19 protein-coding genes, 3 pseudogenes and 1 riboswitch are annotated in these 21,844 nt (G+C 71.7%); of the genes and pseudogenes, 9 read left to right on the top strand and 13 right to left on the bottom strand.

Annotated elements, in window-relative coordinates:
* Window positions 1–15: 15 nt before the first annotated feature.
* Complete coding sequence (locus ADK65_RS22340; protein ID WP_053672117.1) at window positions 16–423, bottom strand: DUF1992 domain-containing protein; 408 nt, start codon at window positions 421–423, stop codon at window positions 16–18.
* Between the two features lie 96 nt (window positions 424–519).
* Here ADK65_RS22340 and ADK65_RS22335 point away from each other — a divergent pair, with 96 nt between their 5' ends.
* Window positions 520–912 (top strand): hypothetical protein, encoded by a 393-nt coding sequence (locus ADK65_RS22335; RefSeq protein WP_053672116.1) that lies wholly within the window; start codon window positions 520–522, stop codon window positions 910–912.
* Window positions 913–922: 10 nt separating this feature from the next.
* Here ADK65_RS22335 and ADK65_RS22330 read toward each other — a convergent pair whose 3' ends face one another.
* Window positions 923–1,594 (bottom strand): O-methyltransferase, encoded by a 672-nt coding sequence (locus tag ADK65_RS22330; protein ID WP_053672115.1) that lies wholly within the window; start codon window positions 1,592–1,594, stop codon window positions 923–925.
* Between the two features lie 89 nt (window positions 1,595–1,683).
* A complete protein-coding gene (gene proP / locus ADK65_RS22325; protein WP_053672114.1) occupies window positions 1,684–3,069 on the bottom strand; it encodes a glycine betaine/L-proline transporter ProP in 1,386 nt (461 codons plus the stop codon).
* A 348-nt stretch (window positions 3,070–3,417) separates the two neighbouring features.
* Here proP and ADK65_RS22320 point away from each other — a divergent pair.
* Window positions 3,418–5,430, top strand: a pseudogene (locus ADK65_RS22320) (bifunctional glycosyltransferase 87/phosphatase PAP2 family protein); the annotation flags it as partial.
* Window positions 5,431–5,484: 54 nt separating this feature from the next.
* On the opposite strand, the gene ADK65_RS22315 reads toward ADK65_RS22320, so the two are convergent.
* Window positions 5,485–6,732 carry a multidrug effflux MFS transporter gene (locus tag ADK65_RS22315; RefSeq protein ID WP_053672113.1) on the bottom strand — a complete coding sequence of 416 codons (1,248 nt, stop codon included), beginning with the start codon at window positions 6,730–6,732 and terminating at the stop codon, window positions 5,485–5,487.
* A gap of 75 nt (window positions 6,733–6,807) precedes the next feature.
* Here ADK65_RS22315 and ADK65_RS22310 point away from each other — a divergent pair, with 75 nt between their 5' ends.
* Window positions 6,808–7,302: a MarR family transcriptional regulator gene (locus ADK65_RS22310; RefSeq protein WP_053672112.1), complete on the top strand. Its 495-nt coding sequence runs from the start codon at window positions 6,808–6,810 to the stop codon at window positions 7,300–7,302.
* Window positions 7,303–7,541: 239 nt separating this feature from the next.
* On the opposite strand, the pseudogene ADK65_RS39810 reads toward ADK65_RS22310, so the two are convergent.
* Window positions 7,542–7,928: pseudogene (locus ADK65_RS39810) on the bottom strand (ATP-binding protein); the annotation flags it as partial.
* A 91-nt stretch (window positions 7,929–8,019) separates the two neighbouring features.
* Here ADK65_RS39810 and ADK65_RS22300 point away from each other — a divergent pair.
* Both ADK65_RS22300 and ADK65_RS22295 read left to right on the top strand, forming a co-directional pair.
* Window positions 8,020–8,847 carry a helix-turn-helix domain-containing protein gene (locus ADK65_RS22300; RefSeq protein ID WP_053672111.1) on the top strand — a complete coding sequence of 276 codons (828 nt, stop codon included), beginning with the start codon at window positions 8,020–8,022 and terminating at the stop codon, window positions 8,845–8,847.
* A complete protein-coding gene (locus ADK65_RS22295; protein WP_234352924.1) occupies window positions 8,834–9,016 on the top strand; it encodes a DUF397 domain-containing protein in 183 nt (60 codons plus the stop codon). The genes ADK65_RS22300 and ADK65_RS22295 overlap by 14 nt, the downstream gene beginning before the upstream one ends.
* Here ADK65_RS22295 and ADK65_RS22290 read toward each other — a convergent pair.
* The gene (locus ADK65_RS22290; RefSeq protein ID WP_053672109.1) at window positions 9,000–10,169 is read right to left on the bottom strand and encodes a steroid 3-ketoacyl-CoA thiolase; all 1,170 of its coding nucleotides are present in this window, start codon (window positions 10,167–10,169) and stop codon (window positions 9,000–9,002) included. The two genes, ADK65_RS22295 and ADK65_RS22290, sit on opposite strands and share 17 nt — an antisense overlap.
* 218 nt (window positions 10,170–10,387) lie before the next feature.
* Here ADK65_RS22290 and ADK65_RS22285 point away from each other — a divergent pair, with 218 nt between their 5' ends.
* On the top strand, window positions 10,388–11,623 hold the full coding sequence (locus ADK65_RS22285) for a cytochrome P450 (RefSeq protein WP_053672108.1): 1,236 nt from the start codon (window positions 10,388–10,390) through the stop codon (window positions 11,621–11,623).
* A gap of 164 nt (window positions 11,624–11,787) precedes the next feature.
* Here ADK65_RS22285 and ADK65_RS22280 read toward each other — a convergent pair whose 3' ends face one another.
* The 5 genes from ADK65_RS22280 to ADK65_RS22260 are packed head-to-tail and all read right to left on the bottom strand — an operon-like array spanning window position 11,788 to window position 17,242.
* Complete coding sequence (locus tag ADK65_RS22280; protein WP_053672107.1) at window positions 11,788–12,663, bottom strand: ECF transporter S component; 876 nt, start codon at window positions 12,661–12,663, stop codon at window positions 11,788–11,790.
* On the bottom strand, window positions 12,663–14,318 hold the full coding sequence (locus tag ADK65_RS22275) for an ABC transporter ATP-binding protein (RefSeq protein ID WP_053672106.1): 1,656 nt from the start codon (window positions 14,316–14,318) through the stop codon (window positions 12,663–12,665). The genes ADK65_RS22280 and ADK65_RS22275 overlap by 1 nt, the downstream gene beginning before the upstream one ends.
* Window positions 14,315–15,406, bottom strand: coding sequence for an energy-coupling factor transporter transmembrane component T (locus tag ADK65_RS22270; protein ID WP_053672105.1), 1,092 nt, complete (start codon window positions 15,404–15,406; stop codon window positions 14,315–14,317). The genes ADK65_RS22275 and ADK65_RS22270 overlap by 4 nt, the downstream gene beginning before the upstream one ends.
* Window positions 15,399–16,034, bottom strand: a complete 636-nt coding sequence (locus tag ADK65_RS22265; protein ID WP_053672104.1) for an SCO2322 family protein — start codon at window positions 16,032–16,034, stop codon at window positions 15,399–15,401. The genes ADK65_RS22270 and ADK65_RS22265 overlap by 8 nt, the downstream gene beginning before the upstream one ends.
* Window positions 16,031–17,242: a prenyltransferase/squalene oxidase repeat-containing protein gene (locus ADK65_RS22260; protein WP_053672103.1), complete on the bottom strand. Its 1,212-nt coding sequence runs from the start codon at window positions 17,240–17,242 to the stop codon at window positions 16,031–16,033. The genes ADK65_RS22265 and ADK65_RS22260 overlap by 4 nt, the downstream gene beginning before the upstream one ends.
* 112 nt (window positions 17,243–17,354) lie before the next feature.
* A riboswitch (cobalamin riboswitch) is annotated at window positions 17,355–17,489 on the bottom strand.
* 44 nt (window positions 17,490–17,533) lie between these two features.
* Here ADK65_RS22260 and ADK65_RS37340 point away from each other — a divergent pair.
* Window positions 17,534–17,943 (top strand): annotated as a pseudogene (locus ADK65_RS37340) (phosphotransferase family protein); the annotation flags it as partial.
* A 44-nt stretch (window positions 17,944–17,987) separates the two neighbouring features.
* Here ADK65_RS37340 and ADK65_RS22255 read toward each other — a convergent pair.
* Complete coding sequence (locus ADK65_RS22255; protein ID WP_053672102.1) at window positions 17,988–19,013, bottom strand: MBL fold metallo-hydrolase; 1,026 nt, start codon at window positions 19,011–19,013, stop codon at window positions 17,988–17,990.
* A 159-nt stretch (window positions 19,014–19,172) separates the two neighbouring features.
* Here ADK65_RS22255 and ADK65_RS22250 point away from each other — a divergent pair, with 159 nt between their 5' ends.
* Together ADK65_RS22250 and ADK65_RS22245 are read left to right on the top strand one after the other, a co-directional pair.
* Window positions 19,173–20,624, top strand: coding sequence for an aldehyde dehydrogenase (locus ADK65_RS22250; protein ID WP_053672101.1), 1,452 nt, complete (start codon window positions 19,173–19,175; stop codon window positions 20,622–20,624).
* Window positions 20,625–20,626: 2 nt separating this feature from the next.
* Window positions 20,627–20,860 carry a ferredoxin gene (locus tag ADK65_RS22245; protein WP_053672100.1) on the top strand — a complete coding sequence of 78 codons (234 nt, stop codon included), beginning with the start codon at window positions 20,627–20,629 and terminating at the stop codon, window positions 20,858–20,860.
* A 305-nt stretch (window positions 20,861–21,165) separates the two neighbouring features.
* Here ADK65_RS22245 and ADK65_RS22240 read toward each other — a convergent pair whose 3' ends face one another.
* Window positions 21,166–21,834, bottom strand: coding sequence for a TetR family transcriptional regulator (locus tag ADK65_RS22240; RefSeq protein WP_053672099.1), 669 nt, complete (start codon window positions 21,832–21,834; stop codon window positions 21,166–21,168).
* Window positions 21,835–21,844: the final 10 nt, after the last annotated feature.

Here is a 21,844-nt window from a genome sequence, read left to right as displayed (position 1 = left end):
GGGTGATTCCCCCGGTCAGTGATCCGCCCGGCGCTCCCGCCACCGCCGTACGACGTCCTCGACGTCGTACGGCTTCTTTCCCAGCGGGGGGCCGGGCGGCGGCTTGAACATCATCTCGCGGATCTTGACGTTGACCTCGTCGATGATCTTCCGGACGATCCGCTCCGAAGGAGCCGCGAGCGCGGCCTCCCACGCGTCCTCCGCCTCCTTGCGCAGCGCCAGCGCCGGCGGGAGGACGGAGAAGCCCTCGCGGGCCATCTTCCGTTTGACCCACCACAGTTCGTCGTAGGTGCTCTCGACGTCAGGGGGGAGCGGTGCGCCCGCGCCCGGCAGCCGGTCGAACTCCCCGCGTGCCTCCGCGTCACGGATCTGCTTGTCGACCCAGGACTCGAAGTCGACGCCCGGTGGCTTTCGCTCGGTCATGAGGCCATTGTGCCGGACACCGCGTGGCCGGGCGTTTTATCATGCGGCGGGCCAAGAACCTGGCAGACCCACCAGGACGTCTCAGGAGGAGCGCACGTGCTCGAACTCACCATGGCCACCGTCGCGGAGGCGGAGGCCGGCGCCACGGCCGGCATGCTCATGGCCGAAGCGCCCAGCGAGCCGGGTGCGGTGCTGCGGGTGGGCCGCGACAAGTCCGTGTGCCGGCTGAGCACGCCGGACGACTGGCTGTTCGTCTCCCGCGTCCACCTGGAGTTCCTGTGCGGGCCGGAGGGCACCTGGCAGGTCACCTGGCTGCGCGGTTCCCAGCCCGACCCGTCCTCCGAAGTGCGGCTGGTGTCGGGGGAGTACGCCCAGCCCCTGACGTACGGCGGCACCGTCGCGCTGCCCAGGGGCGGCAGCGGCGAGATCATCGTCCAGGACCGCACCGCCCCGCGCAGCGTCAACGTGGGCTTCTACCACGAGGTGTGACGGCGGGGCCTCACGCCAGCACACGGGCCAGCGCGAACCCGTCGTAACCCTTCATGCCCACCGTCTGGATCGCCGTGCCGCTCAGCCTCGGGTGGGCGGCGATCAGCTCGATCGCGCCGCGGGTGCCCGTCACGTCCGGGGCGGTGCTGTCCGCGTCGACGACCCGGCCGCCCCGTACGACGTTGTCGAGGACGATCAGGCTGCCCGTGCTGGTGAGCCTGATGGCCCACTCCACGTAGTGCGGGTTGTTGACCTTGTCGGCGTCGATGAAGACCAGGTCGAACGGGGGCGGGTTCTCGTCGGCCAGCTTGGGCAGCGACTCCAGGGCCGGGCCCACCCGCACCTCGACCAGCTTCTCCAGCCCGGCGCGGGCGATGTTGCGGACGGCGACCTCGGCGTGCCGGGGGTCGTACTCCAGGGAGACCAGGCGCCCGTCGGAGGGCAGGGCGCGGCCCAGCCAGATGGTGCTGTAGCCGCCGAGCGTGCCGATCTCCAGGATGTGGCGGGCGCCCTGGATCTGGGCGAGGAGCTGGAGCAGCTTGCCCTGGTTCCCGGCGACGTTGATGTGCGGAAGCCCGGCGGCGTCGCTCTCGCGCAGGGTGGCCGCCAGGGCTTCGTCGTCCGGGGCGAGGTGGGCGGTGAAGTAGGCGTCGACCTCGTCCCAGACGTGCGACTCGCTCATGCACCTCTACCTTTCGTCAGCATAGTTAGCATCCCTAACTACCGGCGCTGACGAAGATAGTTGGTGCGCGGGTCGCTGTCAGCGGGTTTTCACTCGGCGTGTCGGCCCGCCACCGAGGGCGCCGAACCAGGCAGCGGACGCCCCGCCGACTCCGCCATGCGCCACACCGCGAAACCGCCGATCACGGCAGCGGCCATCATGTAGTACGCGGGCATCATCATGTTCCCGGTCGCGCCGATCAGGGCCGTGACCACGAGCGGGGTGGTCCCGCCGAACAGGGACACCGAGACATTGAAGCCGATCGACAGCGAGCCGTAGCGGACCTTCGTCGGGAACAGCGCCGGCAGCGCGGAGGGCATCGCCGCCGTGAAGCACACCAGCAGCATGCCGAGGGCGCCCATGCCGAGCGCGACGGCGAGCAGGCTGCCCTGGCGGATCAGCAGCAGGGCCGGGACGGACAGCAGCAGGAAACCGGCACAGCCGGTGGCGATCACCGGGCGGCGGCCGACCCGGTCGGTCAGCGCGCCGACGAACGGCTGGGCGATCATCATCACGGCCATCACACCGAGGACGACCAGCAGGCCGTGCGTCTCGTCGTAGTGGAGCTGGCCGGTCAGGTAGCTGGGCATGTACGACAGCAGCATGTAGTCGGTGACGTTGAAGACCAGCACCAGGCCGACGCAGAGCAGCAGCGCGCGCCACTGGCCGGTGACCATCTCGCGCAGCGGGGTCTTCGGGCGGTTGTTCTCGGCCTTCTCCGCCTCGGCGGCGAACGCCGGGGTCTCCTCCAGGCGCAGCCGGAGGTAGAGGCCGATGATGCCCATCGGGCCCGCGACCAGGAACGGGATGCGCCAGCCCCAGGAGGTCAGATCGTCGGCCGAGAGCAGGGCGGTCATGATCGTGACCAGGCCCGCGCCGCCGATGTAGCCGGCGAGCGTGCCAAACTCCAGCCAGCTGCCGAGGAAGCCGCGCCGCTTGTCGGGGGCGTACTCGGCGATGAACGTGGAGGCACCCGCGTACTCGCCACCGGTGGAGAAGCCCTGCACGAGGCGGGCCACCAGGAGCAGGACCGGCGCGCCGACGCCGATCGTCGCGTACGACGGGATCAGGCCGATCGCGAAGGTGCCCGCCGCCATCATGATCATGGTCAGGGCGAGGACCTTCTGGCGGCCCACGCGGTCGCCGAGCGGGCCGAAGACCATGCCGCCGAGGGGGCGGACCAGGAAGGCCGCGGCGAAGGCGCCGAACGTGGACAGCAGCTGTGCGGTGGGATTGCCCGAGGGGAAGAAGACCTTGCCCAGCGTGACGGCGATGTAGCTGTAGACGCCGAAGTCGAACCACTCCATCGCGTTGCCCAGCGCGGCCGCCTTCACGGCGCGCTTGACGAGCGCGGGGTCGGTGACGGTGGGGTCGGGGGTCTTCGCTTTGCGGGTCTTCACGAGGGAAGCAGGGGTGGCGACTGAGGCAGTCGACAAGGCTCGCTCGCCTACCTTTCGACGGGGGCAAGGACGCGGTCCCGCGCGGCGGCGCTGTCGTACGGGCCGAATAAGCGACGATAGGCGGATTTGCTCCGCTCACGGGCGGTGTGCAAGTCGTTGCACACTGCACGTAAACCGGCGCTGTGCAGGTGCTTCTGCCCCCTCCCCGGCGGTTCCCACCCGATCTTCATGTGATCCTTCTCGCTTCCCTGCGTGTGCAGTCGCCAATGGTCCGTGGCTGCTCGCGCCTTCCTTACCGGGGTCGCGTGCTCCCCATAGGGTTCGCAGGAGATTTCCACGCATTCTGGATATGTGGGATGAACTGCTGCGGAAGGCCGATGAGGCGTGGCGAAGGCGGATCACGGCGGACGACCGGCGGAAGGCTTCGGAGCGACGGCCGTCGACGGGGTCCGCACACGCCTGCGCGCCGCCCGCCTCGTGCTGTGGCTGATCGCCGCCGTCCTCGCCGCTCGGCAGGTCGCCGCCGTTCTCGCCACCCCACGCGGGGAGCGGCTGACGGACCTGGAGACCTGGGTCGGCCCGAACGGCGTGCTCCACGTCAACGGCTCGCTCTACGACTCCACCCGCTTCACGGGCACGCCCTTCTCGGGCCTCGTCCTCAAGCCCCTCACCCGTTCGGCCGAACAGGCCCTCGGCTGGGGCTGGACCTTCGGCACGCTGCTGCTCGTCGTCGCCCTCGGCCTGACCGCCGCCCGCGCCCTGCCCCAGCCGGTCGGCCGCCGCACGGCACTGCTGGCCGCGCCGGTCGCCGTCAGTCTGCTCATGCTGTCCCTGCCCGTGCGCAGCACCCTGTCGCTCGGCCAGACCAGCATCATCCCGGTCCTGCTCGTCCTGCTCGGCTGCTTCACCGTCCGCGGCCAGCGCACCAGCGGCCTGCTCATCGGTGTCGCTGCGGCGCTCCAGCCCACCCTGCTGCTGTTCACCCCCCTGCTGTGGTGCACCGGCCGCAGACGCGCCGCGCTCGCCACCGGTGTCACCTTCGCCGCCTGCACCGGGCTCGCCTGGGCGGCGATGCCGCACGACTCCTCCCGGTACTGGGTCCACCACCTGGCGGGCGCCGGCCTGGGCGGCCGGGCCGACGACCTCGCCAACCAGTCCCTGCACGGCGCCCTGCTCCGGTTCGGCCTGGACGGCCCCGTGGAGATCGCACTCTTCCTGTCGCTCGGCGCGGCCGTCGCCGTCTTCGCCCTGCGCCGGGCCGTGCACTGCTTCCGGGACGGCCGGCCGCTGCTCGCCGTCGCGATCACCGGCTGTGCCGCGATCGTCGTCTCGCCCACGGCCTGGCAGCACCAGCTGCTGTGGGTGCTGCTCGCGGTCGTCGGCCGGGTCGGCACCCGCGCCTCGGACCGCTACGTCTGGCCGGTCGCCGTCGTCCTGGTCATGACCCTGCCGACCAGGATGCTGCTGCCGGACATGGCGCTCCTGCGGCCGCTGCGCGACAACGTCGTCCTGCTGGCCGCCCTCGCCGCCGCCACCGCCGTGCCGTTCCTGTCCCGCTCCTCGCCGTACTACCGGGCGCCGTTGCCGGTCGCGTACGCGCCCGCCGCCCCGGCCCGCTTCCGGCACGTGCCGCTGATGCCGTTCCTGCGCCGCGTCCTCACCCGCCCGAACCTCCTCCTGGAGCTGCTCCTCCTGCGCGTCACCTACGCCGCCTACTCCCAGGTCCGCCTCGCCGCGGGCGGCGGCAGCAACTCGGCGGGGCGGGCGGAGGCGGAGGAGCACGGCAGGCAGGTCTACGACCTCGAGCGTGTCCTGCACCTCGACATCGAGCGCTGGGCCAATCACAACGTCGTCGGGATGGACTGGCTGCGGGACTTCCTCGATCAGTACTACACGTCGTTCCACTTCGTGGTCCCGCTGGCCGTCCTCGCGGTCCTCTACTGGCGCCTCCCCGCCGACTACCGCTGGGCCCGCTCCGCCCTGGGCTTGGCCACGCTGCTCGCCCTGGTCGGCTTCTGGCTCTACCCCTTGGCCCCGCCCCGTCTGATGCCGACGCTCGGCTTCATCGACACGGTGCACGGCACCCAGGACTTCTCCCGGCCCGATTACGGCACACTCACGCACCTGACCAACCAGTACGCGGCCATGCCGTCCCTGCACTTCGGCTGGTCGCTGTGGTGCGGCGTCGTGATCGCGGTGCTGTCGCGCCGGTGGTGGGTGAAGGCGCTGGGTGTGCTGCATCCGCTGGTCACCGGGGTTTCGATCGTCGCGACCGGCAACCACTGGGTGCTGGACGCGGCCGGGGGAGCGGCGGTGGTCGGGGCGGGATTCGCGCTGACCTACGTGCTGTCGGGGCCCCGGGTGTCCACCGCCGCCCTGCTCCGGGAGGCGCGGGCGGCCCATACGCCGGCATGGCTCGTTCGTACCCCGACTGTCAGCCGTCTTGCGCGGCTATCGCTTCCGTCGCGCCAGATCCGGGTCTTGCCTGGTCAGCCATTGTGCGAGCGTGGCAATCAGTGCGCAGCCGGTCATGCCGAGGAAGAGCGGCATAACGGTCCGGTCGCCCGCGATGCCCATCAGGGGAGCGACGGCTGCGCCGAGCGCGCTCTGCAGCGTGCCGAGGACCGCCGAACCGGTACCGGCCGCGTGCGGCACGCGTTCGAGGGCGAGTGCGGTGGCGGTGGCGAAGACCTGCCCGAGGCCGAGGAAGCCGATGCCGACCAAGCCGAGGGCCCACACCCGGTTGAGATTTCCGGTGGCGGTGACGAGGAGGGCGGTGGCGCTCGACACCAGTAGCGCGGCCAGTCCGGTGTTCAGCAGGGGCCGAGAACCGTAGCGGCTGACGAGGCGGGTCGCGGCGGCGCTGGAGGCGGTGGCGGTGAAGGCGCCGACGGAGAAGGCCATGGATGCCTCGCCGACGCTGAGATCCAGGACGTTCTGCAGCAGGAAGGGTGAAGCGGCGATGTAACAGAACAGGGCGGCACTGGCGAAGCAGAAGGCGAGTGTGTAGCCGAGGTAGAAGCGGTCGGTCAGGACCGAGATGGCGGCCTTGAGCGTGGTGCCGATGCCGCCGGCGTGCCGGTGTTCGGCAGGCAGACTCTCCGGAACGAGGAGTAACGCGGCCAGGAACATGAGCGCGGAGGCGCCGGCCAGCACCCAGAAGACCGTGCGCCAACCGCCGGAGCCGTTCACTATCGCCCCGCCGGCCAGCGGCGCCACGATGGGGGCGATGCCGCCCAGGGCCATCAGCATGCCGAAGATCCTCGCGGCGGCCGTGCCGGACGCCACGTCTGAGACCACGGCCCGGCCGACGACTACACCCGCGGCCCCGCTGAATCCCATGAGGAACCGCAGGCCGGTCAGGAGTTCGAGCGACGGGGCGACGGCGCACAGCGCCGTGGCCAGTGTGCACATGCCGGTTCCTATGAGGATCGGCTTCCGGCGGCCGTACCGGTCGGAGAGGGGGCCGAGTGCAAGCTGGCCGGCGGCGAGCCCGAAGAGGAATGCGGTGAGGGTGAGTTGGACTCCGGCGGCATCCGTGGACAGATCCCGGACCATGGCCGGAAAGCCCGGGAGGTACATGTCCGTGGACAGTGGGATCACGAAGGACAGCAGCGCGAGGGTCGCGGTGAGACGGCCCGGCGGGGGTGTCGGCTTCGGCACCGACTGGCCCGCTCGGGTGGGGGCATGGAAGGTCATCGTCGCTCCGGGGGAAGGAAGGGCCGGCAAGCGTGATGACTATAGCTATATATCTATAGGAAAAGCTACGATGGGATGGTGACCAAGGGTGATGCCGAACTCCACGACCATGCGCTGCTGTCCGAAGCCAGGCAGCTGACCCCCGCGATCTATGCCCTCGCTCGCATCCTGCGGCTGCGCGGGACCGACGAGGCGGGACTGCTTCCGTTGCCGCCGTCGGAACTGGAGGTCCTGCACTATGTGCTGGAGTCCCCGGGTACAGGAACGGGCGCACTCGCGCGCGAACTCGGGCTGCACGGGAGCAATGCCAGTACAGCCGTGCGCGGCCTGGTCGCTCAGGGTTTGGTCCGCCGCGAGACCGACCCTCATGACCGTCGAGCCGTTCGGCTGTACCCGACGCTGGATGCCCAGCACGGAATGGCGCGGATCGAGAATGCCTGGGCCGCCCTGTTCGCCGACGCCCTGGCCGCGCTGCCCGCCGATGACCGTGCCGCACTCGCCGCCGCGACGCCGGCGCTGCGTGCGCTCGGCTCCACTTTGCGCGGCCTCCGCAGCGCCGCTCGCGATTGACACGGCCGTGGCGGGCGGTGGTCTCGTCCATCTGCTTCCCGTCGGCGGCTTCACCGTTCAACGCGTGGTGGCAACTGTGTCGTGAAGCCGGGCCCAGTGGCGAGGGGTTGCTGCAAGCCGGCGCGCGGGTCATCCTCGTCGACGCTGCCGGGAACGTCGTGGGCGCCGCCATCACCGGCAGGGATGGAATCCGAACGACGCCTGCCCGTGGCCGGCTCTCCAAGGCTGCTGACGTCTTCTGTCCCGCACTCGAACCACACGGTCTTCCCGCCCCCCGACCACAGCGACACGCCCCACTTGTCGGTCATCGCGTCCAGCAGGAGCAGCCCCCGCCCGTTCTCGGACTCCGCGTCCGGCGTGGCGGGTGTGCAGGGTTCATCGCTGCCGTCCGTGACCTCCACCCGTACGCCGGTGCGCTGCCGCAGCAACAGCAGCGCGCAGCGCCGGTCCGGGACGTGCCGTACGACGTTGGCGAGCAGCTCGGTCACGCCCAGTTCCACGGTGTCCGACAGCTCGGGCATGCCCCACTCGCCGAGGAACGAGCGGACGATGCGGCGGATGTGCCGGGGGGCGTGTTCACCGACGGTGAGGCGCATCGCGTACTGGGCGGGAAAGTATTCGTTCACGGGACGAGGCTGACGTGTGGTGACTACGCTCGGCAACGGAACGGATACAACCCGTCCCATGGTGGACGGGGTTGCGTGAGAGGGGCTCTGCGTGACCAACATCAACGCCCTCGACCCGGGTGCGTCCCCGCTGGACTACTACGGCTACGAGCTACGGCGGCACAGGGAGGCGGCCGGGCTGACGCAGCGGCAGCTGGGGGACATCCTCAACTACACCGGCTCGCTGGTTGGTCAGATCGAGACGGCCCGCAAGGTTCCGACGCCGGAGTTCAGCGAACGGGCGGATGCGGCGCTGGGGACGGACGGCATGTTTTCCCGGCTCGTCGAGCTGGTGCTGCGGAGTCGGCTGCCGGCCTGGTTCCAGCAGGTGGCGGAGCTGGAGATGCAGGCCACGGAGGTTTGCTCCTTCCAGACGCACATGGTCCTCGGGCTCCTCCAGACTCCGGGGTACGCACGAGCCGTGCTCGGTGCACTGCACAAGAGGGACCTAGAGGACCGTACGGCGGTTCGGCTCGCTCGGCAGCGCGTCTTCGAGAAGAGGCACCCACCGGTCTTCTGGGCGGTCCTCAGTGAGGCCGCGTTGCATTTGGAGATCGGTGGCCGGGATGTGATGCGGGGACAACTCGTGCATCTGTTGTCCTTCGAGAGCAACCCTCGGATCAACATTCAGGTGCTGCCTTTCGCAGCGGGTGTGCACGCGGGACTGCAAGGCTCGTTCGACATCTACCGCTTCTCCGGTGACCCCACCATCGTCTACACGGAGGGGTATGACAGCGGGCATCCGACCGCCAACCCGCACACGGTCACGGAGTGTTCGCTCCGTTACGATCACCTCCGGGCCGCCGCACTCTCCCTCAACGACTCGGCGGAGCTCATCCGGCGCGTAATGGAGGAACGCTATGGAGATGCAGTGGCGTAAGTCGACGTACAGCGGTGACCAAGGCGGCCAGTGCCTCGAAGTCGCCGAAACCCCGGAGGTCACCGTCGCCATACGCGACAGCAAGACCCCGGCGGGACCGATCCTCACCCTCGACCCCGCCGCGTTCACCACCTTCGTCAAGTGGACGACGACTACAACCGCTGAATGATCGTGCCGGTGGCCAAACCGCCCCCCGCACACATCGTGATCAGCGCGAACTCCTTGTCCGCGCGCTCCAGTTCGTGAAGGGCCGTCGTGATGAGCCGGGCCCCGGTCGCTCCCACCGGGTGCCCGAGCGCGATCGCGCCGCCGTTGACGTTCACCTTCGACAGGTCCTGGTCGAAGACCCGCGCCCAGCTCAGCACCACGGACGCGAACGCCTCGTTGATCTCCACGAGGTCGATGTCCTTCAACGACATCCCGGCCTTGCCCAGCACGGCGTTCGTCGCGTCGATCGGACCGTCGAGGTGGAAGTGCGGGTCGGAACCGACCAGCGCCTGGGCCACGATCCGGGCCCGGGGCCTCAGCTTCAGCGCCCGGGCCATCCGCTTCGACGCCCACATGATCGCCGCCGCCCCGTCGGAGATCTGGGACGAGTTGCCGGCCGTGTGCACGGCCGTCGGCATGATCGGCTTGAGGGCGGCCAGTCCCTCCGCCGTCGTGTCGCGCAGGCCCTCGTCCTTGTCGACCAGGCGCCACATGCCCTGCCCGGCATGCTGCTCCTCCTCGGTCGTGGGGACCTGGACCGCGAACGTCTCCCGTTTGAAACGCTCCTCCGCCCAGGCGTGCGCGGCCCGTTCCTGAGAGGCGAGGCCCAGCGCGTCGACGTCCTCACGGGTCAGACCCCGGTGGCGGGCGATCCGCTCGGCCGCCTCGAACTGGTTGGGCAGGTCCACGTTCCACTCGTCCGGGAACGGCTTGCCCGGCCCGTGCTTCGAGCCCGACCCCAGCGGCACCCGCGACATCGACTCCACCCCGCAGGAGATGCCGACGTCGATCACGCCCGCCGCGACCATGTTGGCCACCATGTGCGAGGCCTGCTGGGAGGACCCGCACTGCGCGTCGACGGTCGTCGCGGCCGTCTCGTACGGGAGCCCCATGGTCAGCCAGGCCGTACGCGCGGGGTTCATGGACTGCTCGCCGGCGTGGGTGACCGTCCCGCCGACGATCTGCTCGACGCAGTCCGCGGGAATGCCGGTGCGGCCGAGGAGTTCGCGGTAGGTCTCGCCCAGGAGGTAGGCGGGGTGCAGATGGGCGAGCGCGCCGCCGCGCTTGCCGATCGGGGTGCGTACGGCTTCGACGATCACGGGTTCGGCAGCCATGGGTGCGGGTCCTCTCCGGGAGGCTCAGCGGAACTAGTACGCGTTCTAGTTCTGCAAGCAGTGTGCTGAGGGCCGCTCGGTGACCGCAATAGTCGTGCGGGCAATTGGCGGGCCCGTGCCTCTTGCGACTTGTAGAACCCGTTACTACCGTCACCGCAACTCCGCACAGCTGATGGGCCGTCAGAGCGATGAGCCGGTACGAATGGTGGGAGCCGCCCATGCCCTGTCCCGCGCTGCCCGACGGGTTCGACTTCACCGACCCCGACCTGCTGCACCACCGCGTCCCCCTGCCGGAGTTCGCCGAACTGCGCCGGGCCGAACCGGTCTGCTGGGTGCCGCAGCGGGCCGGTCTCGCCGGATTCCAGGACGAGGGCTACTGGGCCGTCACCCGGCACGCCGACGTCAAGTACGTCTCCACGCACCCGGAGTTGTTCTCGTCGTCCCTCAACACCGCGATCATCCGCTTCAACGAGCACATCGAGCGCGACTCCATCGACGCACAGCGGCTGATCCTGCTGAACATGGACCCCCCGGAGCACACCCGGGTCCGGCAGATCGTGCAGCGCGGATTCACACCCCGGGCGATCCGGGCGCTGGAGGACCGGCTGCGGGCGCGGGCCCGGGCCATCGTCGCGTCCGCCGGCGCACACACCGGGCCGTTCGACTTCGTCACCCAGGTCGCCTGCGAACTGCCCCTGCAGGCGATCGCCGAGCTGATGGGCGTCCCCCAGGAGGACCGGGACAAGATCTTCGACTGGTCCAACAAGATGATCGCCTACGACGATCCCGAGTACGCCATCACCGAGGAGGTCAGCGCCGAATCGGCCACGGAGATCATCGCCTACGCGATGAACATGGCCGCCGACCGCAAGCAGTGCCCGGCCCACGACATCGTCACCCAGCTCGTCGCGGCGGAGGACGAGGGCAACCTCAGCTCCGACGAGTTCGGCTTCTTCGTGCTGATGCTCGCCGTAGCGGGCAACGAGACCACCCGCAACGCCATCACCCACGGCATGCACGCCTTCCTCACCCACCCCGACCAGTGGGAGCTGTACAAGAGCGACCGGCCGCAGACGGCGGCGGAGGAGATCGTGCGCTGGGCGACCCCGGTGGCCGCCTTCCAGCGCACGGCCACCCAGGACACCGAACTCGGCGGTAAGCGCATCCGCGAGGGCGACCGGCTGGGCCTGTTCTACGCCTCGGCCAACCACGACCCCGAGGTCTTCGACGACCCGGACACCTTCGACGTCATCCGCGACCCCAACCCGCACCTCGGTTTCGGCGGCGGCGGCCCGCACTACTGCCTGGGCAAGTCCCTCGCCGTGCTGGAGATCAACCTCATCTTCAACGCGATCGCCGACGCCATGCCCGGGCTGAAGCTCGTCGGGGACCCGCGGCGCCTGCGGTCGGCGTGGATCAACGGGGTGAAGGAGCTGCCGGTCAGCACGGGCTGACGTACCGGTCCGGACATGGCACAGGCGGCGGCCCCGGGGATCAGGGGGCCGCCGCCTGGTCGTCCAGGGAAACAGGGCCGCGGCCGCGCCCGCAAAGCCCGTCTTACTAGGCCGGGCCGCATGTCCGGCCCGCCACCGGCCGTGTGACCGGGACCTTGTCCCTCCTAATCGGCTTCGTACGTGACGCGGCTCATGTGGGGCGCTTCACTGCCCGACGCCTCGAACGTGACCGGCGTCTCGAAGGCCGCCCGGCGCGTGGCCCGGCGCAGCGCCCTGAGGACCGCGGGGCCGAGGGCCAGGGTCAGGACGACCGTGACGACGGCCCGGCCCAGGTCCCAGCCGAGCGACGTGGCGACGCAGTAGGCGACGAACCGGGCCAGGTTCGTGGCCACCGGTGCGTGCGGGTCGAAGGCCACGTTCGAGGCGAGAGCGCCCATGAAGGGCCAGCCCGCCATGTTCATCACCGTGCCGTAGGCGAACGCGGCGAGGAAACCGTAACCGGCGAGCAGCGCGAGCTCGGCCCGGCCGCGCAGCCGGTCCGGGCCGGGCAGCAGGCCCGCGCCCATCGCGAACCAGCCCATCGCCAGCATCTGGAACGGCAGCCACGGCCCGACCCCGCCCGTGAGCAGCGCCGACGCGAACATCGTCACCGAGCCGAGCACGTACCCGAAGCCCGGCCCGAGCACCCGGCCGCTCAGCACCATCAGGAAGAACATCGGCTCGATACCGGCGGTGCCGGCCCCGATCGGCCGCAGGGCCGCCCCCGTGGCGGCCAGCACGCCGAGCATCGCGACCGCCTTCGGGCCCAGCCCCGACTCCGAGACCGCCGCGGCCACGACCGCCACCAGCAGCACCAGCAGGCCCGCGAACAGCCAGGGCGCGTCCTGCGCGTGCGCGCCGATCCGCGAGTTCGGCGGGGTGAGGAAGGGCCAGGTGAAGGCGGCGACGCCCACCGCGCCGACCAGGACCAGGGCGATGACGGAGCGCGGACCGAGACGGACGGCCCGGGCCTGCCGCTGGGGGGCCGTCGAGGTGCCCATCAGCCGGCCTCGGGGTGCAGGGCCGCGCGGACCTGGGCGACCGTGAGCCAGCGCTGGGGTGCCAGGATCTTGGTGACCTGCGGGGCGAAGGACGGCGAGGAGACCACGATCCCGGCCGTGGGGCCGTCCGCGATCACCTCGCCCTCGGCCAGCAGCACCACCCGATGGGCGAGCTCGGCCGCGAGTTCCACGTCGTGCGTGGCCAGGACGATGGCGTGCCCGTCGGCGGCCAGCGCGCGCAGCACCGCCACCAGCCGGGCCTTCGCCGCGTAGTCCAGGCCCCGGGTCGGCTCGTCCAGCAGGAGCAGCGGGGGCCGGGCGGTCAGCACCACGGCCAGGGCGAGTGCCAGTCGCTGCCCCTCGGAGAGGTCGCGGGGGTGGGCGTCGTCCGTGACGCCCGGCAGCAGCTCGGAGACCAGGACCCGGCAGGTGCCGGGGGCCGCACCCGCGTCCTTGTCGGCCGCCGCGCACTCGGCGGTGACGGTGTCGGCGCAGAGCAGGTCGCGAGGTTCCTGGGGGACCAGGCCGACCTTGCGGACGAGGTCCTTCGGGGCGGTGCGGTGGGGTTTGGCCTCGCCGAGCAGGACGGTTCCCGAACTGGGTTTGACCAGGCCGACCAGGGCGTTGAGCAGGGTGGACTTTCCGGCGCCGTTGCGGCCCATGAGGGCGATGGTCTCGCCGGGGGTGATGGTGAGGTCGATGTGGTCGAGGGCTTGGACGCGGGCGCGGGTGACCGAGAGGGCTCGTACTTCGCCTATGGGGGTGGGGTGTGCGGATCGCTCGCGGGTGCGGGTCGTCCGTGGCTTGTCGCGCAGTTCCCCGCGCCCCTCGGGGGCGGCGTCTTCCAGCTGTTGTTTCAGATGTCCTGCCTTGCGGCGGGCGTCGCGGACCGTCAGGGGGAGGGGGGTCCATGCCGCCAGGCGGCCCAGGGCCACCACCGGGGGGTACACCGGGGACACGGCCATCACCTCGGCCGGTGGGCCCACCACCGGGGCGGCGCCCGGGGCGGGCAGGAGGACGACCTGGTCGGCGTACTGGATGACGCGTTCCAGCCGGTGTTCGGCCATGAGGACCGTCGTGCCGAGGTCGTGGACGAGCCGCTGCAGGACGGCCAGCACTTCCTCGGCGGCCGCCGGGTCGAGCGCGGAGGTCGGCTCGTCCAGGACGAGGACGCTCGGGTGCGGGGTGAGGACCGAGCCGATCGCGACGCGTTGCTGCTGGCCGCCGGAAAGGGTGGCGATCGGCCGGTTGCGCAGACCGGCCAGGCCCAGCAGGTCGAGCGTCTCCTCGACGCGGCGGCGCATCACGTCCGGGGCGAGGCCGAGCGACTCCATGCCGTAGGCGAGTTCGTCCTCGACGGTGTCGGTGACGAAGTGGGCGAGCGGGTCCTGGCCCACCGTGCCCACGACGTCGGCCAGTTCACGTGGCTTGTGGGTGCGGGTGTCGCGGCCGGCGACCGTGACCCGGCCGCGCAGGGTGCCGCCGGTGAAGTGCGGGACGAGTCCGCCGACCGCGCCCAGGACGGTGGACTTGCCCACGCCGGACGGGCCCGCCAGCAGGACGAGTTCGCCTTCCGGGACCTCGAAGTCGATGCCCTGGACGGTGGGTCCGGCGGCCCCGTCGTAGGTCACGGAGACATCCTCGAAGCGGATCACGACGGCTCCTCGGGGTCGGGGGCGACGAACGCGGGCAGCAGGCCGAGGAGTACGGCCGCGGCCGGCCAGAGGGGGAGGGTGGGGGCGACCAGGGGGACCACGCCCGGGTGCAGGGCCGCGGGGTCGCGGGACGCGGCGAGGGCGAGCAGGGCCGCGACCGCGACGCCGGAGCCGACGACCAGCCAGGCGCGCACGTCCCAGCGGTCCGGGCGGTAGCGGGTGCGCACGGACCGGCGGCCGCCGAGCTTCAGGCCCGCGAGGGCAGCGGTGAGACCGGCGAGCAGCACGGGCAGGCCGTACGCGGCGCCCTCGGCCGTGAGCACGCCGTACGTTCCCGCGCAGACGCCCAGCAGGCCGCCGAGGGTGAGGGCGGCGGTGGTACGGCGTACGGCGGGCGGAACCCGGGCGGTACGGCCGTAGCCGCGGGCGTCCATCGCGGCGGCCAGGGAGACCGAGCGCTCCAGCGCGCCCTCCAGGACCGGGAGCCCCACCTGCAGCAGGCCCCTGATGCCGTTGTCCGGTCGGCCGCGCAGACGGCGGGCGGCGCGCAGGCGCCGGACATCGGCGATGAGGTGCGGGGCGAAGGTGAGGGCGACGACGACCGCGACGCCCAGCTCGTACAGGGCGCCCGGCAGGGACTTCAGGAGGCGGGAGGGGTTGGCGAGGGCGTTCGCGGCGCCGACGCAGATGAGGAGCGTGGCCAGTCTCAGACCGTCGTACAGGGCGAAGGTGAGGGCCTCCGCGGTCACCTCGCCACCGAGGCGGATGCCCTGGGCCCAGGCGGGGAGGGGCAGTTCGGGGAGGGTGAGGAGGGTGTGCGTGCCCGGGACGGGGGAGCCGAGGACGGTCGCGAAGAGCAGGCGGACGAGGATCACGGCGAGGGCGAGTTTCACGAACGCGCCGTAGGAGCGGGACCAGGGGGTGTCCGGGCGGCGGGTGGCCACGACGTAGGCGGAGACCGTGATGAGGAGGGCGAGGAGCAGGGGGTTGGTGGTGCGGGTGGCCGCGGTACCGAGGGCCAGCGCCCAGAGCCACCAGGCTCCGGGGTGGAGCTGAGCCCGGCCTGGACGCCGAGGGCTGCTAGTCACGCCGCCGTACCTGCCAGATCGCCGCGCCGCCCAGGACCACCACCACGGCGATGCCGCCGATCAGGCCCAGGGACGGCCCGTCGTCCGAGGGGGAGTTCTGCTCCGCAGCCGGCTTGCGCTCTCGCTGCTGCTGGGAGACCTGTTCGCCGCAGCCCTTCCGCGGATAGCCCGAGATCGCGCAGAGCAGGGCGTTGGTGTCGTAGCGCAGCGGCTTGGCCACCGCGGCCAGGGCCTCGGCCGTCGTCGCGTCGGGGGAGACCCGGGCGCAGGCCGTGCGGGCAGCGGGCGGGGATTCGTCCCGGGGCGCGTCCGAGGGGGTGCCGAAGTCGATGACCAGGGCCACCCGCTTCCTGCCGTCCTGCGCGGGCGTCTTCGCGCAGATCGCCGCGAAGTCGGCGGTGCCTCGCGGCCGGACCGCGCTCGCGGAGTCCTCGCTCACCGCGAAGCGGAAGCCCTGGACGTCACCGTCCGAGGGGCGGGCCTGGGACGGGCCCTGGGTGGCGTAGACCCAGCGGCCGGCGTCGCGCTCCCAGAACGACCAGTACCGGTAACCGGCGGCCTGGGCCTGGCCCGCGCCCGCGCACAGCAGGAGCGAGGCCAGGAGGAGCAGAAAGACCCGGCGGATCACAGCTGCTGCTTCTTGCGGCCGGTGAACAGGAAGCCGATGCCGATGCCGGCGACCAGGCAGACGCCGACGTACCACCAGACCCCGAAGAAGTCCGAGCCGGAGTCCTCCTTCTCGGCCGAGGACTTGGTCGCGGTCTTCCCGGCGGCCTGCGGGGCCGGGCCCGTCGCGCCCAGCTGCTTGACGAGGTCCGCGCCGCCGAAGTCGCGCGGGTTCGTGCCCGTCGCGTGGGCGGCGAGGATCAGCTGGGCGTAGGCGGCCGGACCGCTCTGCGCGGCCCAGGAAGCGGAGTTCTTCTCCAGCCACCGCACGGACGTCTCCGCCTGCGCGGTGTTCCCCTGCGCGGCGAGCGCGACGACCGCGTCGGCGGTGTTGCCGAAGTCGGGCTGGGGCTCGGCACCGGCCAGGGCGGACATGAGGTGGTTGCCGTCCTCGGCGAGGGCGGCGGTGAGGTAGCCCGCGCCGTTCGCCGCCGCCTGCCGCGGCGTCGTGGCCTTCTCGCAGGTCGCCTCGGACTTCTTGCCGGGCTCGACGACCATGCCCTTGCCCAGGGCGCCGAGCACACCGGCGGCCGTGGCGTCCGCGTTGGCGGCGAGCTCGCCCTTCTTGTCCGGCTGGAAGGCGAAGGCGCCGCCGTCGTCCCCGCCGCAGGGCAGGGCGAGTTTCAGCAGCGCCTCGTGGGGCGACTTGCCGTCCTTCTCGACCCGGTCCGGGTTCTCGCCCGCGGCGGCGAGCGCGCCGATGACGACCGACGTCGAGTTGGTGTCGCTGGCCCCGCCGGGCGAGTAACCCCAGCCGCCGTCCTTGTTCTGCACGGACTTCAGCCAGCCGACGGCCTTGCGGGTGGTGCCGTCGTGCCCGCCGAGCGCGGCCAGGGCCTGCACGGCGGCGGACGTGGCGTTGGTGTCGAGCATGGTCTTGGCGTCGCACGCGGTGGTGGGATCGGGCCGGTAGGAGGCGAAGCCGCCGTCCGCGCACTGCTGGCGCACCAGCCACTGCACGGACTTCTGCGCAGGCTTCACCCCCACGGTGTCCTGCGCGAGCAGCGCGAGCGACTGGCGCCAGACACCGTCGTACTTCGGGTCCTTGTCGCCGTACAGGGCGGAGGGGAACGCCTGGGAGGGCGACGGGGACGGGTCGGCGACGGCCGGGGTGGCGGCGCCGATCACGGCGACGGCGGCCAGGACCGCTGCGCTGCGGCGGACGTTCATGATCGGCGGGTGCCTCTCCCTGTGGGGGAGCCGGGCAGCACGGGACACCCCCGGGCGGCTCGGCTCCGTATACCTCGACGGTGCCGCGCACCGGCGGGCTGCCGGGCACGCGAGCCGGTCACGAACCGTACGCGGCGATCCGGCTCCCGCCCCTGCGCGGCGGTCACGGTTGCGAGTCAGCGCCGGAATTGCACCGGCTTCCCCCCGTACGGTGTGATGACGACCCGCTTACTGTACCCGCACGTAGGAAACGGGCCGAGGGGTGCCGGGCGGGCGGGGTGGCTTCCTTGCATGGCCACCACACCGCCACCGGGAGAGCTGCTCGGCTCGGGGCGTCGTGCCGATGTGTACGAGATCGACGAGGCGTGGGTGCTGCGCCGTGAGCGCGACGGCGGGGGTGACGCGGCTGCCGAGCGCGCGGTATCGACCCGACCGAGGCGGGCTCCCTCCTCGCCCGGCTGCTGCGCGACCTCCACGCCGTCCCCGCCCCGCGCTCCACCGACCCGGCCGTCAGCGTCCTCCACCTCGACCTGCACCCGGAGAACGTGATCCTCACCGCCGAAGGCCCCCGGGTCATCGACTGGTCCGACGCGAAGGAGCGGGACCCGGGGCTGGACTGGGCGGCGACCGCGGTGATCCTCGCGCAGGCCGCCGTCGCCAAGGACCCCGTTTCCCCACCCGCCGACACCATCCGCACCGCCCGGCGACGCGATTCCGCGGCTCGCCGACCTTGCTCGCGCCGCCCTCACACCGCCACGTACGTCACCGGCTCGCTCCCGGACACCGCCTCCGCCCGCCCCAGCTTCACCAGCCGCCGCAGATGCGCCTCGGCCTCCGAGACGGCGATGGTGCGGGAGCCGTAGGGGATCTGGCCCCAGGGGCGGTTCCACTCCATGCGCTCGGCGAGCTGCCAGGGGGTGAGGGGCTCGGCGAGCAGGGTCAGCAGGCCGGTCAGGCGGGCCTCGTGGTGGGTGAGCAACGTGCGCACGCGGGCGGCGGTGTCGGAGAACGGGTGCTGGTGGGCCGGGAGTACCTCCGCGGGGGCGAGGCGGCCGACACGTTCCAGGGAGTCGAGGTAGTCGCCGAGTGGGTCGGTGACCGTGGCGTCGTCCGGATCCTCGTAGAGGCCGATGTGCGGGGTGATCCCCGGCAGCAGGTGGTCACCGGAGAACAGGCGTCCGTGGCCGGGGAGTTGTGCCGGATGGGTCTCCTCCAGGTGGAGGCAGACATGGCCGGGCGTGTGCCCCGGGGTCCAGATCGCGCGCAGCCGGCGGCCGGGGAGGTCGAGGAGTTCGCCGGGGACGATGTCGCGGTCGGGCAGGGCGGGGGAGAGGCCGGGCAGGGTGCTGGGGCGGGCCCGGCGCAGAGGTGCGAGGTGCTCGTCGGGCGCACCGGCCGCGGCGAGCTTGGCCGCCATGTACGTGCACCAGTGCTCGGGACGGGCCTCCCGGGTCCGCCGTACGACCGCGGTGTCCGCCGCGTGCATCGCGATCCAGGCGCCCGACGCCTCACGGACCCGGCGGGACAGGCCGTGGTGGTCCGGGTGGTGGTGGGTGACGACCACGCCCTGGATCTCGGCGGCCGAGGTGCCGCAGGCCGTGAGGCCCCGCGTGAGGGTGTCCCAGGAGTCCGGGTCGTCCCAGCCGGTGTCGACCAGCACCGGGCCGCGGTCGGTGTCGACGACGTACACCAGCGTGTGGCCGAGCGGGTTGTCCGGGATCGGGACCCGGAGCGAGAGGACGCCTCCGCCGTGGTCGGTCACCTGTGTCATGGGGTCCCCCGTCGCCGGCTCCCCGTCACTATAACTAGAACGGGTTCCAGCGAGGAGTCTCCGTAGGGTGCGCGGTCCGTGGACTCCTCGGGGCGGGGCTGGTATCAGTGGGCATATCTGATGCACCGTCAGAGAACGCTCCCGGGGAGGCAGTCGGCCATGACCGAGCTCGTGGAACACGGACAGCTGTTCATCGGCGGGGAGTTGACCGACCCCCTGGGCCAGGACGTCATCGAGGTGGTCTCGCCGCACACCGAGGAGGTCATCGGACGCGTCCCGCACGCCTCGGCGGCGGACGTGGACCGGGCGGTGGCGGCGGCCCGGCGGGCGTTCGACGAGGGGCCCTGGCCGCGCATGAGCCTCGACGAGCGCGTCGAGGTCGTCGGCCGGATCAAGGACGCCATCGCCGTCCGGCACGACGAGATCGCCCGCGTGATCTCCGCGCAGAACGGCTCGCCCTACTCCTGGAGCGTCCTCGCCCAAGCCCTCGGCGCCGTGATGGTCTGGGACTCGGCGATCACCGTCGCCCGGAACTTCACCCACGAGGAGCGGCGCGACGGGGTGCTCGGCAAGATCCTCGTGCGGCGCGAGCCCGTGGGGGTCGTGGCCGCCGTGGTCCCCTGGAACGTCCCGCAGTTCGTCGCCGCCGCCAAGCTCGCCCCGGCCCTGCTCACCGGCTGCACGGTCGTCCTCAAGCCCTCGCCCGAGTCGCCGCTCGACGCCTATCTGCTCGGCGAGATCGCCCGCGAGGCCGGGCTGCCGGAGGGCGTGCTGTCGATCCTGCCCGCCGACCGGGACGTCAGCGAGTACCTGGTCGGGCACCCCGGCATCGACAAGGTGTCCTTCACCGGGTCGGTCGCGGCCGGCAAGCGCGTGATGGAGGTCGCCGCCCGTAACCTCACCCGCGTCACGCTCGAACTCGGCGGCAAGTCCGCGGCCGTCGTCCTGCCCGACGCGGACGTCGAGACGGCCGTGGCGGGCATCGCCCCCGCGGCCTGGATGAACAACGGCCAGGCGTGTGTCGCCCAGACCCGCATCCTCCTGCCGCGCTCCCGCTACGACGAGTTCGCCGACGTCCTGGCCGCCGCGGCGAGCGCCCTGACGGTCGGCGACCCGCTCGACCCGGCCACCCAGGTGGGCCCGCTGGTGGCCCGGCGCCAGCAGCAGCGCAACCTCGACTACATCCGCATCGGCCAGGAGGAGGGCGCCAAGATCCTCACCGGCGGCGGCCGCCCGGCCGGCCTGGACCGGGGCTGGTACGTCGAACCGACCCTCTTCGGCGACGTCGACAACTCCATGCGCATCGCCCGCGAGGAGATCTTCGGCCCGGTCATCTGCCTGCTGCCCTACGACGACGAGTCCGACGCCGTCAGGATCGCCAACGACTCCGACTACGGGCTGAGCGGCAGCGTCTGGACGGCGGACGTCGAGCACGGCATCGACATCGCCCGGCAGGTCCGCACGGGCACGTACTCCGTCAACACCTTCAGCCTCGACATGCTGGGCCCCTTCGGCGGCTACAAGAACTCGGGCCTGGGACGGGAGTTCGGGCCCGAGGGGTACGGCGAGTACCTGGAGCACAAGATGATCCACCTCCCGGCGCAGGGGTAGCGATGGGCGACCGCTGGCATGTCGAGGTCGACCGCTCCCTGTGCATCGGCTCCGCGCAGTGCCTCCATCACGCGCCGGACGGATTCCGCCTGGACGCGGCCCGCCAGTCCCGTCCGGCGTCCCCGGACATGGACGCCAGTGAGCGGGTGCTGGAGGCGGCCGAGTGCTGTCCGGCGGAGGCGATCGTGATCACCCTGAGGGACAGCGGGGAGGCGGTGTTCCCGCCGGACGAGTAACGCCTGAAAAATCATGGATTGGGGGGTTCCATTCCCTTTCGGGCGTTTTATTCTGGAAATCGGCCTACGAGGCGAGTGAGGGAGTCCGACCGGAGTAGCCGACGTCGGCGGGAAGTGAAGTTGGAGCTTCCGCTGGTGCCGACTGCGACGGTAGGGCTGAGAGGCCGGAAGGGCGCAGGGCCGAAAGGCCAGGCGACCGGAAGGCGACCCCCATCACCTGATCCGGACCATGCCGGCGAAGGGAACCCGTCTCGTAGGTCCTTCGCGTGCCCGGGGCCGGCGGCGCTCACGGGGCCCCGCGGCGCTCACGGGGCGGTCGGCGCGGCCGGCGCGGTCAGGTCGATCAGCCGGCACACCGTCTCGATGTCGATCTTCACCTGGGCGATCGAGGCCCGGCCCGACAGCCAGGTGACCAGCGCCGAGTGCCAGGTGTGCTCGATGACCCGGACCGCCGAGAGCTGCTCCGGGGTCGGGTTCTCCTGGCCCATCGCGTCCAGGATGATCGCCGTCGTCTGGCGGGAGACCTGGTCGACCTCCGGACTCACGCTGCGGTCGGCGAACGTCAGCGCGCGGACCATCGCATCGGCCAGATGCGGCTCGCGCTGCAACGCCCGGAAGGCCCGCATCAGCGTCTCCGCGACCCGCTCGGCCGCCGTCTCGCCCTGCGGCGGCTTCTTCCGCAGCGTGCCGTGCATGTGCTCCAACTGGTCCTGCATCGTGGCGACCAGCAGGTGGATCTTGGACGGGAAGTAGCGGTAGAGCGTGCCGAGCGCCACCTGGGAGGACTCCGCGACCTCCCGCATCTGCACGGCGTCGAAGCCGCCCCGGCTGGCCAGCTGCGCACTCGCGTGCAGGATGCGGCGACGGCGGGCCTCCTGCCGCTCCGTGAGGGGAGGGGAGGCGGGGGCTGCCGCTCTGGCTTCCACCTTGGCCGGCTTGTTCACCTTGGCGCTCACCTTGGCTTCCGCGGGCATGTGTCGGTCC

The sequence above is a fragment of the Streptomyces sp. NRRL B-1140 genome, assembly GCF_001280065.1.
In the GTDB taxonomy this organism is placed as follows: domain Bacteria; phylum Actinomycetota; class Actinomycetes; order Streptomycetales; family Streptomycetaceae; genus Streptomyces.
This window is presented reverse-complemented; position numbering and strand designations above follow the sequence as displayed.